12 protein-coding genes are annotated in these 15,326 nt (G+C 55.6%); 7 read left to right on the top strand and 5 right to left on the bottom strand.

Going from position 1 to position 15,326, the window contains the following annotated elements:
- Nucleotides 1-223: 223 nt before the first annotated feature.
- From LY85_RS13120 to LY85_RS13105, 4 genes are all read right to left on the bottom strand, one after another.
- Nucleotides 224-2,122 carry an NAD(+) synthase gene (locus LY85_RS13120; protein WP_141827008.1) on the bottom strand — a complete coding sequence of 633 codons (1,899 nt, stop codon included), beginning with the start codon at nt 2,120-2,122 and terminating at the stop codon, nt 224-226.
- Between the two features lie 86 nt (nt 2,123-2,208).
- A complete protein-coding gene (locus tag LY85_RS13115; protein WP_141827007.1) occupies nt 2,209-3,258 on the bottom strand; it encodes a lysylphosphatidylglycerol synthase transmembrane domain-containing protein in 1,050 nt (349 codons plus the stop codon).
- A 24-nt stretch (nt 3,259-3,282) separates the two neighbouring features.
- On the bottom strand, nt 3,283-4,272 hold the full coding sequence (locus tag LY85_RS13110) for a glycosyltransferase (RefSeq protein WP_038322004.1): 990 nt from the start codon (nt 4,270-4,272) through the stop codon (nt 3,283-3,285).
- A 195-nt stretch (nt 4,273-4,467) separates the two neighbouring features.
- Entirely contained in the window at nt 4,468-6,120 is a 1,653-nt protein-coding gene (locus LY85_RS13105; protein WP_141827006.1) for a VanW family protein, read from the bottom strand.
- A gap of 283 nt (nt 6,121-6,403) precedes the next feature.
- Here LY85_RS13105 and LY85_RS13100 point away from each other — a divergent pair, with 283 nt between their 5' ends.
- Nucleotides 6,404-7,525: a glycosyltransferase gene (locus tag LY85_RS13100; protein ID WP_141827005.1), complete on the top strand. Its 1,122-nt coding sequence runs from the start codon at nt 6,404-6,406 to the stop codon at nt 7,523-7,525.
- A gap of 166 nt (nt 7,526-7,691) precedes the next feature.
- Here LY85_RS13100 and LY85_RS13095 read toward each other — a convergent pair whose 3' ends face one another.
- Nucleotides 7,692-8,099 (bottom strand): Fur family transcriptional regulator, encoded by a 408-nt coding sequence (locus tag LY85_RS13095; RefSeq protein ID WP_038322041.1) that lies wholly within the window; start codon nt 8,097-8,099, stop codon nt 7,692-7,694.
- A 176-nt stretch (nt 8,100-8,275) separates the two neighbouring features.
- On the opposite strand from LY85_RS13095, the gene LY85_RS13090 reads away from it, so the two are divergent.
- From LY85_RS13090 to LY85_RS13065, 6 genes are read left to right on the top strand one after another with little or no spacing between them, the layout of a single operon-like run.
- Entirely contained in the window at nt 8,276-9,412 is a 1,137-nt protein-coding gene (locus tag LY85_RS13090; RefSeq protein ID WP_141827004.1) for a cysteine desulfurase family protein, read from the top strand.
- 13 nt (nt 9,413-9,425) lie between these two features.
- Nucleotides 9,426-10,601 carry a tRNA uracil 4-sulfurtransferase ThiI gene (thiI, locus tag LY85_RS13085; protein ID WP_141827003.1) on the top strand — a complete coding sequence of 392 codons (1,176 nt, stop codon included), beginning with the start codon at nt 9,426-9,428 and terminating at the stop codon, nt 10,599-10,601.
- Nucleotides 10,602-10,614: 13 nt separating this feature from the next.
- The gene (locus LY85_RS13080) at nt 10,615-11,886 is read left to right on the top strand and encodes a competence/damage-inducible protein A (protein ID WP_141827002.1); all 1,272 of its coding nucleotides are present in this window, start codon (nt 10,615-10,617) and stop codon (nt 11,884-11,886) included.
- 32 nt (nt 11,887-11,918) lie between these two features.
- Nucleotides 11,919-12,959 (top strand): class B sortase, encoded by a 1,041-nt coding sequence (gene srtB / locus LY85_RS13075; protein ID WP_141827001.1) that lies wholly within the window; start codon nt 11,919-11,921, stop codon nt 12,957-12,959.
- Entirely contained in the window at nt 12,956-13,453 is a 498-nt protein-coding gene (locus LY85_RS13070; RefSeq protein WP_141827000.1) for a hypothetical protein, read from the top strand. The genes srtB and LY85_RS13070 overlap by 4 nt, the downstream gene beginning before the upstream one ends.
- Nucleotides 13,454-13,457: 4 nt before the next feature.
- Nucleotides 13,458-15,263, top strand: coding sequence for a serine hydrolase (locus LY85_RS13065; RefSeq protein WP_141826999.1), 1,806 nt, complete (start codon nt 13,458-13,460; stop codon nt 15,261-15,263).
- The last annotated feature ends 63 nt before the right edge of the window (nt 15,264-15,326 follow it).

The following is a 15,326-nucleotide window of genomic DNA, read 5'->3' as shown; positions in this document are numbered from 1 at the left end:
GTCATAAAAATCCCCTTTCCAACCGGCTAACGGCATTGGAAAGGGGATTTGTTGTTTCGTATTAAGGAACTCCTTCCGTCGCGCCTAGCGCGGACCTGCCGGTCAGGATGCGCCTACGGCGATGCTTCCGGTAGGCTTACGTTAAATCGAAGTCTGATGCTCCGAAACTCCTTCCGTCGCGCCGAGCGCGCCACCTCCCTCATGGAGGGAGGCAGGGGTTTGATTACAGCGATTCGATTTCCCTGAGCCAAAGAGCGGAAGAAGCGTCGCTGGGCATCCGCCAGTCCCCACGGGGGGACAGCGTGACGCTGCCGACCTTGGGGCCGTCCGGCAGGCAGGAACGCTTGAACTGGTGCGTAAAAAACCGCTGGTAAAAGGTCGTCAGCCATTTTTTGATCGTCGCGCCGTCGTAGGTCCCGGCAAACGCGCTCTGCGCCATATGGTAAATCTTCGCGGGCGTGAACCCGAAGCGAAGCATGTAGTACAGGAAGAAATCATGCAGCTCGTAGGGGCCGACAATATTTTCCGTTTTCTGGGCGATGACCCCGTTTTCCGGCGGGAGAAGCTCCGGGCTGACCGGAGTGTCCAGCACGTCCTCCAGCAACGCGCACAGTTCTTTGCCGCTGTTGATGGCGGCGTGATGCACAAGATGCCGCACCAGCGTTTTGGGGATGGAGCAGTTCACGCTGTACATGGACATAATGTCGCCGTTATAGGTGGCCCAGCCGAGCGCGACCTCGGACAGGTCGCCCGTGCCGATGACCAGCCCACCGCACTGATTCGCCAGATCCATCAGGACCTGCGTGCGTTCGCGCGCCTGCGCGTTCTCATAGGTGACGTCGCGCACGTTCGGGTCGTGGCCGATATCCTCGAAATGCCTAAATACCGATTCTCCGATGGGAATCTCCTTCAGGGTGACCCCCAGCATTTCGGAAAGGCGCTGGGCATTGCCTTTGGTCCGCTTCGTCGTTCCGAAACCGGGCATCGTGACCGCCAGAATTCCCTTGCGGTCCAGCTTCAGAAGGTCGAACGCGCGCACAATGACAAGCAGGGCAAGCGTGGAATCCAGCCCTCCCGAAACGCCGATCACCGCGCATTTGGAGCCGGTGTGCTTCAGCCTCGTCTTGAGGCCCGCGGCCTGCATGTTCAGGATCATTTCGCACCGCTCGCTCAAATCTTTGGTATCGTCCGGCACAAAGGGAAGCGCCGGGAATTTCCGCTCCAGCGCGGGATCGGGCATGTCCATGTCAAAAGCGACCTCACAGGCTTCTCCCCCGTTTGACCACGTAGTGGTGCGCAGGCGTTCCTGAAGCATGCGCTGCAGGTCGACATCCGCCACGGTCAGCCCCGTCGTAAACAGCTTCGATTCGGCAAGAACCGTTCCGTTTTCTGCAATCACGTTGTGCCCGGAGTACACCAGATCGGTGGAGGACTCTCCTTCCCCGGCGTCGGCATAAGCGTAGGCCGCGAGCAGCCGCGCGGACTGCCCGTTGACCAGATTGCGGCGGTAGGGCGCCTTCCCGATGATTTCGTCGCTCGCGGACGGGTTGAGCAGCAGGGTTGCCCCGCACTGCGCCAGCTGCGCGGACGGCGGGCAGCAGGTCCACAGGTCCTCACAGATTTCCACACCGACCACCAGCTCCGGCGCGCTTTCGCACCGGAAAATCAGGCTGTTTCCCAGCGGAACGGTCTCGCCGCAGAAGCAGATTTCCGCGTACGCGGGCGCGGGCGTGAAATGCCTGGCTTCATAAAATTCGCTGTAATTCGGAATGCTGCTCTTGGCCGGCAGCCCCAGCAGCTTCCCGCGGCAGATAACCGCCGCGCAGTTGTAAAGATCCGCCCCGACCGGGACGGGAAGACCGATCACCGCGAGCAGATTCATCCCGCGGGTCTGCTCCAGAATTTCGCCGAGCGCCTTTTGCGCGGCGGAAATCAGCGTGCGGTCGCGGAACAGATCGCCGCAGGTGTACCCGGTCAGGCAAAGCTCCGGGAAAACCACCGCGGCCACCCCGCGCTTTTCGCACTCGCGCATCTGATCGAGAATCTGATTTTTATTATATTCACAGTCGGCAACCTTAATGGACGGCGTCGCCGCCGCCACCCTGAAAAAACCGTCCTTCATGTAACACGGCACCGGGCCTGTCCCGTTTTCTGCGCCGCAGCATACGGAAAACCCAATGCCTGCCCCCTCCCATGATAAAATTACTATTATGAAGATCTTCCACGCGGGCTTCGCTTTCCGCTTTTCCGGTCCAGCCCGGCAAAAAACGCCCCGACGATGATACAGGAATAATAAGCGGTAAACCGCCAGAGCAGCATGGCCTGATGAAGAATGTCCTGCCCGAAAAAGATCTGAAAAATAACCAGAAAACTGCCTTCCGCCGCCCCCGCGGCACCCGGCAGCGGCGTATAGGTGGAAATCATGGTGACAAAGCTCTGCGCTGCCACCATATCCACAAACGGTGCGCCGGGACTGTGAAAAGCCTTATAGATAAAAAAAGGCACCGCGAAAACGGCGGTAAGCTGAACCGCGGTGTACGCGTACACTTTTCCTTTCATCCGCCGGTTTCCCATCATGGCCCTGTTGTTTTTCATGTAAAATTCCAGCTGGCTTTTTACCTTCTCGTCGGCCTGCTTCGGATTTTTCACAATATGGAGCTTTGTCAGAATCCACACGCAGCCGTGGATCAGCCTTGTGGTAAAAGCGGGGCTGTGGGTAAATAAAAGAAGCAGGATCACCACCGCGGACTGACAGAGAAACCCGACGACTGCCAACGCCATAAAGCTCTGAAATTTGCTGCGAAAAAACGAATATTTGATCAGGATGACCGCCATGGAATAAACGGTGATGGAAATCTGATAAACCAAAAATTTGCGCACCAAAGCAGACAGAGCGATTCCGGAGGCAACACCCTGCCTTGTCAGAGCAAGCACCTGCATCGGCTGACCGGCCGCTGCGAACGGCGACACGGAGTTGAAATACTGTCCGACCATCGTCACCTTAAAGGCATGCCGGAAGCCGTACTCCCCGTGACAGGAAGCGGCGACAAGATTTTGGGTGACAAGGCCTTCCATCATCCAGCTGAGCACCACACAGCCAAAAGCACCCAGAAGCCAGTACGGGTCAAGCGTGTGAAAGCTGTACAGCAGAGTAAGCAGATGATTGTCCGTAAGACAGAAATAGGCCAGCAACCCCAAAGTCAGCGCAAAAAGCGCAATCCGAAATATTTTAGACGGCCTGTTTCTGCTCTCGCTCATATTCTCCGTTTACTCCCACTTTCTTCAGCGGGTGGAGTAGTCCTTTTCCAGCTTTTCGGGAGCATCCACCACATCCGGCAGCTCGCTGAACATGGTCGTAGGACTGAACTCATCCGCGGAATAATGCCTGATGGCACGCGATATCCGGCGCATGTTGGCCATGCACCCACGCATACATTTTTTCTCATTATGCAGCTTTAATACATACAAATAACAGCAGGCGCATGTTTTTCTGGTGAGCGCCAGATAGCTCTTCTTGTATTTTTCGTAAAGCCCGTTTTTTTCCAGCGAAATACGGACCATGGCGATCGCGCGGATGAAGTCGTTGATCTTGTCCGCATTCATGGTGGCCAAGGTGCTGGCCGGATGCTGATTGTAGTAGTAGAGCGGGCGGTCGATGACGACCACCTGGTTTGCATGTACAAAAATTTTGTTCGCGACGGCCATATCTTCAAAGCACATGGTCGGGAACTTGATATCATAATCTGTAAAAAGGGAGCGTTTATACATCTTGTTCCAAACAAGGCTCTGAATTTCCACATCGCGCAAAAGCTTTTTCATCGCCTCGGCGGGCTTCAGAATCCCGCGGCAGCGGAACGGATATTCAAACAGGAAATCATTTTCAACAAAGTGGAAATAGTAATAACAGCAGGCGATATCGCTGCCTGTGTCCACACAGGCGTTGTACAGCTCTTCCAGATAAGTGGGCGAGACATAGTCGTCGCTGTCCACAAAACAGACGTATTCGCCGCGCGCGGCCGCAAGGCCGTTGTTGCGCGCATTGGCGATGCCGCCGTTTTTCTGGTCAACCACCTTCACAAAATCGTATCTCTCCTCAAAACGGCGGAGGATATCAAGGGAATCGTCTTTGGAGCCGTCATTGACGGCGATAATTTCAAAATCGCTAAATGTCTGGCCGACCAAAGAAGACAGGCATTTGCCGATATATTTTTCAACATTGTAGACCGGTATGATAATGCTAATCTTCGGTGCAGCTACCTTTTCAGACAACATCAGCTCATCCTTTCTTGGCCTGCGGCAAAACAGCCGCCTTTTTAGAATTGTATCGTTTTAAACAGTCTGTTGTTTATTTTGTTTACGTAATGAAAGAATATCCCGTTCGTCTTTCTCATTTTTGCAGAAATAAGACAAAAAGTCAAGTCCAATTTAAAACCAGGGTGCAGCCTGAGCCACACCCTGAAAAGCCGGTTATTCGGGAATGATAATGTTCGCCGGAACCGTGTCGGACTCGGTATCATCGGACTGCCCGCCGTTGTCCTGATCCGCCTGGGAGGACGCGGGGGATGAACTGCCCGCACCCGGCGAAGAGGAAGAACCTGCCGGTTTAGAGGAACTGGCGGGCGGTTTGGAAGAACTTGCCGGTTTGGAGGAAGCGGTGGACGCGGGATTGCCGCTCACCGTTGTTCCGGGACCCATGGAATAATACGCGGGCTGCGCACGATAATAGGAGGAGGACAGGTTTTCCGTTTTTACCACGACTCCGTTTTTATAAAAAACGCGCTGCGCGGTCGCCCTTGCCCCCGTACGTGCTTTGGAGTCCAGCTTGACGACCCCTTTCGCCAGCGTTTTGTCAACGATGTATTTCGGGGTGGTCGGCGCGGCGATCGTCTCTGTCTTCTGCGAGGTGACGGTAATGCTGTCATAATCCGGCGACTGGTACCCGTAAAAAGTTACGGTGAGCACCTTTCCCTTGATGCCGGAGACAATGTAGATGGGATATTCCGTGGGATTCTGGAATTTAAAATCCAGATCCGGGTAACTGACCGCGGCGTCCTGGCCGATCGGGCAGTAGGTGGACTGAAGCGTATGGTTGGAGCGCTGTGTGATCTTCATGCTGGAACGGAGCGCCGCGCCGTAAACAGTGGTGGACGCCTGACAGATTCCGCCGCCGTAGGACTGGATCAGCCTGCCGTTCAGAATCGCTCCCGCCTCAAGGAAGCCGCTTGCCTTGCTGGTAGAGTCGCCGACGATCCCGTTGAAGGAAAACGTGCCGCCCGCCGGAATACTGGTTCCGTTAATTTTGGACAGGGCCAGCGCCATGTTATGGGTGCCGTTCGCGTTGTTGGTGGACGTGGTGCTGTAGGTCCCCAGCTTTTGCAGGTGGCTTTTTACCTCCGCAATGGTTTTGCTGAACGGAACCACCGTCGTCGGTACTTCCACCGTTCCGGTGCGGGGTCCGTTGATCAGCGCTTCCACCTGTGTGTAAAGCCTGTTTTCATCGACCGCAAGGCCGTTTTTACCGTCGGTATAACGGAAGGTCGCGGTGTTCGTGTCAAAGGAGGCCACCGTCGCGTCGACCGGGTCATAGGAAATTCCCTTGACCGTCTCTTTCAGCTTGGCGTCCAGATTATCGTAATTCATCGTATTGGTGACATTGTACGTTTTAGGAGCAGTCTGCAGCGCCAGCACCTGCTGATAGCGCTCTTCCCTGTCCCCCGTGCGTGCATAGGCATACGCCTCTTTCAGCACGGCGTCCGTATTGAACTGGAAGTTGAGGTCATCCTCGGTCAGCTGCCAGGTTTTATTCTGATAAACGATCCTGATATCGTATTTATCGCGCAGTCCGGGCTCGGCCGCGGTAACGGCAGCTTTGGCCTGCTCCATGGTCTTCCCGCCCAGATCGACGCCGGCGACGACGATTCCCTTATAAAAGGTATCCACGTCAATTGCCGCCGAAACCTCCTGGCGGTGCCGATAAGCCTCATACAGCTGTTTGCCGAACAGGCCGCCGACCGTAGCAAGCAGGACCACCCCGGCAATCACAGCCGCGATCCTTGCGCGTTTTTTCCCGCCGGAGTTCGGCGCCCCGGAAGAAATGTCAATCATGTTTGCATCGGTCATATTGGGCCTCCCAAATAACAGTAAATTCTCAAGTTGCTGATAAATCCTCAGAATGCTGGTATCATTATATAACGCGGCCCTGTAAAAGTAAAGTTACAGCTTTATAACCGTCTGCGGGCTGTGGGCGGGACTTTGAGGGAATTTCATTGGCAACTTTTATAAATATATGATATAATTACCAAAGATATGGCAATCCGAAAAAAACGGTTACAGGTTTCCCGTTTCTTTTCAGATCAGCCGCAGTATGATGGGAAATACGATCCCTGACTAAAGGAGGATTGGTGTGAAGATCTTAATTCTTTCGGCTGCAACGGGCGGAGGACATCTGAGAGCCTCCCATGCCATTGAAAAATATATTGCAGAAAATTCCACGGGCAACGAGGTGGCCGTGGTCGACGCGCTGAAGAGCATCAACGCCATCTTGGACAAGACGGTCTGCGAGGGGTACCATTTTCTGGCAACCAAAACACCGAAGGTGTTTGGGCAGCTTTACCGGAAAACCAATCAGGAAAGCCTGCTTGCCAATCTGGTGACCCGTTTTTCCAGCGCGTTCAGCCAGAAACTGATTCCTTTGATGGAGGAGCAGAAGCCCGACGTGATCATCTCCACTCATCCGTTTGCAACGGAAATGGTTTCCCACTTAAAGGGCAAGGGGGTTGTGAAGGCCCCGCTGATCTGCCTGATGACGGACTACGGCCCGCACCGGGCGTGGATTGCGGAGCATGTGGACGCGTATATCGTTTCCACAAAGGATATGATTCCGGAAATGAACGCGATGGGCGTCCCCACCGAAAAGATTTATCCGTTTGGCATTCCCGTGGGGGATGTTTTCTACAGCGAGGGCAACAGGCCCGCCCTGCTGAAAAAATTCGGTCTGGACGAGGACCTGCCGACCATCCTGATTATGGCGGGCAGCTTCGGCGTCACCAACATCATGAAAATCTATAAGCACCTGACGCAGCTTCCAATCGAGTTTCAGGCGATTGTCATCACCGGCCGCAACCAGAAGCTGTACGAGGCTTTCGCCCCGGTGATCGCGCAGAGCCCCAAAAAGACCAAGCTGGTCTTTTTCACCGACGAAGTGGAAAACTATATGCACGCGTCCGACCTGATTATCACCAAGCCCGGTGGGCTGACCGTTTCGGAAGCGCTTGCGTGCAACATCCCGCTGGCGGTGTTTGACGCGATTCCCGGCCAGGAGGAGGACAACGCGAATTTCCTGCTTTCCCACAACATGGCGGTCAAGCTGGAAAAAGGCGTCGATCCCGGCGAAACCATCCTTTCCCTGCTGGCGGACAACAGGCGGCTGGAGGAAATGCGGGCGTCTCTGAAGACCTTTGACACGTCCCAGTCAGGAAAAAACATTTTTTCCCTGATCAATGAACTGTCGGAGCGCAATTCATAAAAAGTGCACGGCAAAATTGCATATACAGCATAAAAATGCGCCTTGAGACGGCTTTTACAGCCCAATCAAGACGCTTTTTTTGTGACTCTTTTTACAGCAATCCCATTTCAGTGTTGCAGAATCAACTGGAAATGCTGTAGGTAAAACTATTTTCCAACAGTCCCTTTTACTGATTCTGCGCTTCCCGCGCTTTTTCACGCCGGACGCATTTGGGACATTTTCCGTAAATGGTCAGCGTGTGCCCCTCTATTTCATAGCCCGTGTCATGGGCCAGTCCCTGCTCGATCCCGGTCAGAGGACAATCCTCTATCCTGATTTTGGCGCTGCATTCGGTGCAGATCAGATAATGCCCGTGATGCTCCTGCGCAATGGAGTACCGCACGATCCCGTCTCTCCAGACGTCTTTTTTAATCAGCCCGTCCCCGGCGAAGCGCTCCAGATTGCGGTAAACGGTGGAGAGGGCCAGGCTTGGATTTTCGGCCTTCAGCGCCGCAAAAATATCCTCTGCGCTCACAGGGTCGCTGCTCTGCTTCAGAATCTGCATAATGGCGCAGCGCTGTTTTGTGTTTTTCACCGTTTTTCCCTTTCCTCTCTGTCCCGGATACGGGTTCCGTGCCGGCATCCCGTCTTCGTTTATTATAATACAAATTTATAAAAATGCAAATCGCTTCGGGGGGTGTTTTCATTGCTCAAAATACATGCAAGGTGTATAATATAGTAATATCAATTAATGACTTGGAGGTATCCCCATTGGGTGAAATATATCTTGACAATTCCTCCACCACCATGGTTTGCAGAGAGGCCGCCGACAAAGTGATGGAGATGATGACGGACAATTACGGAAACCCCTCCAGCCTTCACACGAAAGGCTTTTACGCCGAACAGGAGCTTTCCGCGGCAAGACAGGAAATTGCCGATCTTCTCGGTGTTTTACAGGAAGAAATCTACTTTACCTCCGGCGGGACGGAGAGCAACAACCTTGCGGTTTTCGGCGCAGCACACGCGATGCGCCGCCGTGGAAACCATATTGTAACCACGATGATAGAGCATCCGTCCGTACTCAACACGATGGCGCAGCTTGAAAAAGAGGGGTTTGCCGTTACCTATCTGAAGCCGGACAGCAGCGGAAAAATCAAGCCGGAACAGGTATACCGCGCGGTGACGCCGCGCACCGTGCTGGTCAGCATGATGTGTGTAAACAACGAGGTCGGCACCTTTCTTCCGCTGGAGGCGGTTCCCGCCGCGATTGCCGCCGCGAAGGCCCCGGCGCTTTTTCACGTCGACGCGGTACAGGCATTTGGCAAAATCCCTTTAAAACCGGGCAGACTAAAAATTGACCTGATGAGCGTGAGCGCGCATAAAATCCACGGACCGAAGGGTGTGGGCGCGCTGTACCTGCGAAAGGGCGTACACCTCGTTCCGCGCGTCTACGGCGGCGGGCAGGAAAAAAATATCCGCCCCGGCACAGAAGGCGCTCCGCTGATCGCGGGCTTCGGCGCGGCGGTCCGGGCGCTGCCGGAACCCGGAACCCAGATGGAAGCCATGGCGAGGCTCAGCTCGTACTGCCGGCAAAGGCTGCTGGAAATCGACGGCGTCACGCTGAATTCCCCCGAAGACGCCATCCCCTATATTGTGAATTTCTCCGCCGGCGGCGTGCGCGCGGAAACCATGCTGCACTATCTCTCCGCCAAAGAAATTTACGTTTCCTCCGGCTCCGCCTGCTCCAAAGGAAAGGCAAGCCATGTGCTGGCCGCTATGGGCCTTCCCCACGACCGGATCGCTTCCTCCCTGCGGCTCAGCTTTTCCCGCTACAATACCCACGAGGACATTGACGAACTGGTGGACGCTTTAAGAGAGGGGCTTTCCTCACTGACTAAAAAACCGTAACAGGAGAATTTAAATGGAAGAAATCATCTTAATCAAACTGGGAGAAATGGTTCTCAAGGGGCTGAACCGGAATGTGTTCGAGGCCGCCCTGATCCGGAATATCAAGCGTCGTTTGAATCCTCTGGGCGGTTTTGACGTAAAGACCGCCCAGTCGACCGTTTACGTCACCCCCCGCGAGGGAGCCGACCTGGACGCGGCTGTGGAGCGGGTTTCCAAAATATTCGGGATTGCCGCGTTTTCACGCGCCTGTGTGGTAAAAAAAGAGATGAACGCCATTCTGGAAGCGTCCGCCGAATACCTGAAGCCGGAGCTGCTGGCCGCGAAAAGCTTTAAGGTGGAGACGAAGCGCGCCGATAAGATTTTTCCGCTGAAATCGCCGGAGATTTCCGCGCAGGTGGGCGAATACCTGCTGGAACGGTACCCCCACCTCTGCGTCGACGTACACGACCCCGACATCACCGTGCGGGTGGAGGTACGCGATTTCGGGGCCTACGTTCACGGACCCGCACTGAAGGGTGCGGGCGGAATCCCGGTGGGCACCGGCGGAAACGCCGCCATTCTGATCAGCGGCGGAATCGACAGCCCCGTCGCCGCGTGGACGATGGCAAAACGCGGACTGGAGCTGACCGCCGTCCACTTTGCCAGCCCGCCGTACACCAGCGAGCGCGCGGAGCAGAAGGTGCACCGGCTGCTGGCCCGCGTCGGCGAATACTCCGGCAGAATGCACCTGTTTACCGTTCCGTTTGCAAAGGTGCAGGAGGAAATCATGGCGAAATGCCCGGAGGACCTGTTCACCCTGATCATGCGGCGGTTTATGATGCGGATCGGCGAAAAAATCGCCCGCAGGGAAAGCTGTTCCGCGCTGATTACCGGCGAAAGCCTGGGTCAGGTGGCGAGCCAGACCCTGCAGGCCATTGTCTGCACCGATCAGGCCTCCGAGATGCCGGTCCTGCGTCCGCTGATCGGAATGGACAAGTTGGAAATCATTGAAATTTCACGCAGGATCAATACCTTTGACATCTCCATAGAGCCGTTTGAGGACTGCTGCACCGTGTTCACTCCGAAGCATCCGCGCACACAGCCCAAGCTTCCGGAGCTTCTGGAAGCGGAACAGGCGCTGGATTGCGAAAGCCTGATCGAGGAATGTGTCCGGAACGCCGTACTTACAAAAATCTATCCGAATCAATAGCGGAGGGAAAAGAATGAACGCTGAAATTATTTCCGTAGGAACCGAGCTTCTGCTCGGCCATACAATCAACACCGACGCCTCCTTTGTCGCGAGGGAGCTTTCCACCATCGGCGTCAACCTTCTGTTCGCGGGAACCGTGGGCGATAATGTCTCACGCCTGAAGGAAGCGCTGGAAAGCGCGCTTCGCCGCAGCGACCTTGTCATCACCACCGGGGGCCTTGGGCCCACCGGCGACGACCTGACCAAAGAAACCATCGCGGAAACCGCGGGCAAAAAGCTGGTGCTGCATCAGGAAAGCCTGGACAGGATCGACCGCTATTTCAAAGGAAGGGTGCTGGGCGAAACACAGAAAAAGCAGGCGCTGCTTCCCGAGGGCTGCACCGTGTTCCCCAACGACCACGGCACCGCGCCGGGCTGCGGCTTTGAAACAGACGCGGGCAAAATCATCATCATGCTGCCCGGCCCGCCGTCCGAGCTGATTCCCATGCTGAAAAACTACGCGATCCCCTATCTGACAAAGGGCGGGCAGGCGGTGATCGTTTCCAGAATCGTCCGCGTGTTCGGCCTGGGAGAAGGCTTTGTCGCGGAAAAAATCCCCGACCTGACGGACTGCGCCAATCCGACGGCGGCAACCTACGCCAAGGACGGCGAAATGTTCGTGCGCGTCACCGCCCGTGCGGAAAATCAGGAAACAGCACAGGCCATGTGCGCCCCCGTTGTGGAAGAGCTCAAAAACCGTTTTCACGAGTTTATTTACGGAATCGACGTGGAAAGCCTGGAAGAAGTCGTGGTCACGGAACTCGGCAAGCGCGGCCTTCACCTTGCCACCGCGGAGTCCTGCACCGGCGGCCTGCTTGCCAAGCGCATCACTGATATCGCGGGCGCGAGCAAGGTCTTTCAGATGGGCGCCGTCACCTACGCGAACGAGATCAAGACGCTTCTGCTCGGCGTACCGGAGTCCACCTTGAAGCAGTACGGCGCCGTCAGCGAGCAGACCGCGCGCGCTATGGCCGAGGGGGTCCGGGCAAAATCCGGCAGCGAGCTAGGCATCGGCATCACCGGGATCGCGGGGCCGGACGGCGGAACGCCGGAAAAGCCCGTCGGCCTGATTTACATTGCTTTCTGTGACGGGGAACATACCTGGGTGCGCAAAATGCAGCACAGCGCTTCCAAGGGACGCGAATACCTGCGCTGGCTCGCCGCCTCCAACGCGCTGGACATGGTGCGCCGCTATCTGGCGGGCTGCGGAGGGCTGGAAGAAGCCGCCTACGCGAAAAAAGTATAAAATATTCCGAAAGGAAACAAGGGGGTGCCGCCATGAAACCGCAAAACGGAGAACACACGAAAAAAAGACTTCCTTTTTACCGCGTTCTGCTCCCCTGGAAGGGGGACGGCAAAAAGCTGATTCTTTATAAGACCGTCTGCCTGATCGCCGTCTGCGTTTTCCTCGGCTGCGCCCTTTATCTGGTCTGGGACCTTGTCGTCCTGCCCGCTGCCGCGGATACGGAGCAGCAGGATATCAAAAGCGTCTATTACGCCGAAAGCTCCGAAACTCCGGACGCAGGGGACTATTCGCCCGTATCCTCCACCCCGCCGGAACGCGACGGACAGGGGCGGCTGATCCGGTTTCTTGAGCTGCAGAAAATCAACCCGTCCATTGTAGGCTGGATCAAGGTTCCCGGCACCGTCATCGACCTGCCGGTTCTGCAGGCCGACGCAAAGGACCCGGAATTTTACCTGACCCACGACTACCGCGACCGGTACTCCGGATACGGAAGCGTCTTTGCGGACGCGCACTGCTCAGTGGAAAAGGGGAAATCCCGCAGCATCGTCCTTTACGGGCACTCGCTCAATTCGGGACGGATGTTTACGCAGCTGGACCGGTACAAATCGCTGGATTTCTACAAAAAGAACCCGGTATTTACCTTTGATACGGTCGACAGCCAGTCGCAGTGGAAGGTCATTTCCGTTTTTCTGACCAACACCCTGACGGAACAGGGAAAGCCGTTCAATTACATGAAAACGGATTTTCAGGACGACAGCGATTTTCTGAATTTCGTTTATCAGATGCGGATACGGTCCCTTTACAACACCGGCGTCGGCTTCAACAAGGACGACAGCATCGTGCTGCTTTCCACCTGTTCCTACGAGTTCAAGGATTTCAGGGAAGTCGTGGTCGCCCGCAAAGTCCGCGACGGCGAAAGCAGCGAGGCGGACGTTTCCAGGGCGTCGTACAACGGCAAAACGGTGTACCCGGACTGCTGGTATACAAAGAACGGCGGGAAAAAACCGGTCTGGCCGGACACCTATGAAGAGGCCGTCAAAAAGAATCTTTTATCATGGGGGGAAGGAATATGAACGCGGGACTGATTTTTTATTTCGCGCACAGGACCCTGCGCTGTCAGAATAAAATAGAGGAAGCGCTTCGTTTTTACGGGTCGGGTATCGCCGACGTGAAAATCTGCGCCAAAAAGACGGACCTCAGCTCCACTATGGCGCGCCTTCTGCGGACGCTTCCCGCCGTCTTTGTGGTCGGCGACTCGCCCGAAAGCATGCCGGACTGCGCGCCGCCGCTTTTCAAAATCCTGCATATTCCCGTCGGAAGGTCCGGGGAACCGAAAGGCGTTCTGCGCCTGAACGGTACGGATAAAACCGGCTATCTGATCGAAAGCCTCAATCAGGCGATCGTCGTGCTGCCGGATGTGCCGGAGGAGCTCTCGCAAATGCTTCCGGCCGCCGGTGAACGGCTTGCACTGAAATTCGGGCTGACGGGGGATTTCCCTTCCGATGATCGGGAGCCGTTTGAAGAAATGATCGAGAATTCCATGAAGACTTTTAACCCGGGGGTTTAAATCCATGTTGGATCTGCTGTCCCAGATGAAAACCGTTGATCTGGTGATCAAATTTGTCCGCGGCGATATGCGGCGCATCACGCCGTATCCGTTTCAGCCGCAAAAGAAAAAGAATACTCCGAAAACCGATTTCGGCGGGATTCCCGCCTCCACACCGGAGGATGAGGGGATTCCCAGCGAATATATCGAGCAGTTTTTTGAGGAGCTCGCCGCCTCCCCCGCCATCCGTCCGCACAGCGTGATGCTGCTGCGGCACGGAAAGCTGATTGCGCAGGGCAGCTTCAAGCCTTATTCCCCCGCGTATCCGCACATGATGTTTTCCCTTTCCAAAAGCGTTACCGGCATGGCGGTGGGAATCGCCATGGAGGAGGGCTTGCTTTCCCTTGACGAAAAGGTCATCGACATCTTCCCCGAAAAGGGCGTCATGTTCCGCAGCCCCAGAATCAACAGCATCACCATCCGGCACCTGCTGAACATGACCAGCGGCATCAAGTTCAACGAGGCCGGTTCCTTTGTGGAAAGGGACTGGGTGAGGGCCTTCCTGACATCGGACTGCATTTTCGAGCCCGGAAGCGAATTCAGCTACAACAGCATGAATTCCTACCTGCTCAGCGCCATCGTGCGTAAAAAAACCGGTATGGGGCTGGTGGAGTACCTGACCCCGCGGCTTTTCGCTCCGCTGGGGATTGAGGATGCGGACTGGGAAACCTGCCCGCTGGGAATCGAAAAGGGCGGCTGGGGGCTTTCCCTGCATATCGCGGATATGGCAAAGCTCGGCCAGCTTTATCTGCAGGGCGGCCGCTGGGATGTCGGCGGCGAAACACGGCAGCTTATCCCGGAGGAATGGATTCAGGAATCGACCAAAGTGCAGACCCCGTCCCGCGAAAACAACCATCCGGTCGGCTACGGGTATCAGGTATGGGATTTCCACGCGACGGACGCATACCAGTACAACGGCGTATTCGGCCAGTACGTCATCGTCCTTCCGAATCGCGACATGGTGGTGGCTATCACAAGCGGAAGCCAGAACCTGTTTTCCGACGTTTCCATCGAAACGGTGGAAACCTATTTCGGCGACGGCGCGGAAAAGATTTTCGACCATCCTTTACCCCGGAACATCCGCGCGCTCCGCTCGTTGAAAAGCAGGCTGGACAGCCTGTACGCGGTCCCCGAAACTGCGCCCAAGCCCCGGAAATCCAATCCGTTCCACACGTTCCTGCAAAGATTTTTCCCCTCGAAAGCCGAAGAACTGCCTTTGCTCGCCGCGGGAATCGACAAACAGGAGTACCGGCTGGGCAGCAGCTACGGAACGCTGCTCCCGCTTATTCTGCAGTGCGTAACCAATAATTTTTCCGGGGGTATCACCCGCGTTTCCTTTTCCTTTGAACCCGGCCTGTGCAGGATCACGATGTACGACGGAGCCGACGAAAACGTAATTACAGCCGGGCTGGACGGTGTTCCCCGCCGCAGCGACGTAACGTTGAACGGCGACGTTTACACGGTGGGTGCGACGGCAAAGCTGACGACGGACGAAGAGGACCGCACGGTCATGCTCCTTTACCTTTCCTATATTGAAACACCCAGTCTGCGCGTGATGAAATTCATCTTCTACGGAGAAAAGCTTCTTATCCGTTTTTACGAGCACCCCACCGTGGAGGCCGCGACAAAAATGCTGTTCGGTCTGGTCGGGGGAAGCGGAAATTCCATCGACAAGATGCTGATCGACGCCATTTCGCAGGAGCGCATGGCCGCCCGGGTGGATAATATCATGATGCCCCGCGCAAAGGGCACCGTGTTTGATAAAACATAAAAGCGACGGGACCGGTTCGGTTCCGCCGCTTTTATGAAAGAAGGGAGTATTATGAAAAAGTTG

Origin of the sequence: Clostridium sp. KNHs216, assembly GCF_006714885.1 — a bacterium.
Lineage (GTDB): Bacteria > Bacillota > Clostridia > Oscillospirales > Acutalibacteraceae > Caproiciproducens.
Note: the sequence above shows the minus strand (reverse complement) of the source record. Positions and strands in the feature narration are given on the sequence as shown.

What these genes read in the sequence shown, in the direction of transcription:
- LY85_RS13120 (WP_141827008.1), bottom strand. Translation starts at nt 2,122, where the DNA reads ATGAAGGACGGTTTTTTCAGGGTGGCGGCGGCGACGCCGTCCATTAAG.
- LY85_RS13115 (WP_141827007.1), bottom strand. Translation starts at nt 3,258, where the DNA reads ATGAGCGAGAGCAGAAACAGGCCGTCTAAAATATTTCGGATTGCGCTT.
- LY85_RS13110 (WP_038322004.1), bottom strand. Translation starts at nt 4,272, where the DNA reads ATGTTGTCTGAAAAGGTAGCTGCACCGAAGATTAGCATTATCATACCG.
- LY85_RS13105 (WP_141827006.1), bottom strand. Translation starts at nt 6,120, where the DNA reads ATGACCGATGCAAACATGATTGACATTTCTTCCGGGGCGCCGAACTCC.
- thiI (WP_141827003.1), top strand. Translation starts at nt 9,426, where the DNA reads ATGGAAGAAATCATCTTAATCAAACTGGGAGAAATGGTTCTCAAGGGG.
- LY85_RS13080 (WP_141827002.1), top strand. Translation starts at nt 10,615, where the DNA reads ATGAACGCTGAAATTATTTCCGTAGGAACCGAGCTTCTGCTCGGCCAT.
- srtB (WP_141827001.1), top strand. Translation starts at nt 11,919, where the DNA reads ATGAAACCGCAAAACGGAGAACACACGAAAAAAAGACTTCCTTTTTAC.
- LY85_RS13070 (WP_141827000.1), top strand. Translation starts at nt 12,956, where the DNA reads ATGAACGCGGGACTGATTTTTTATTTCGCGCACAGGACCCTGCGCTGT.
- LY85_RS13065 (WP_141826999.1), top strand. Translation starts at nt 13,458, where the DNA reads ATGTTGGATCTGCTGTCCCAGATGAAAACCGTTGATCTGGTGATCAAA.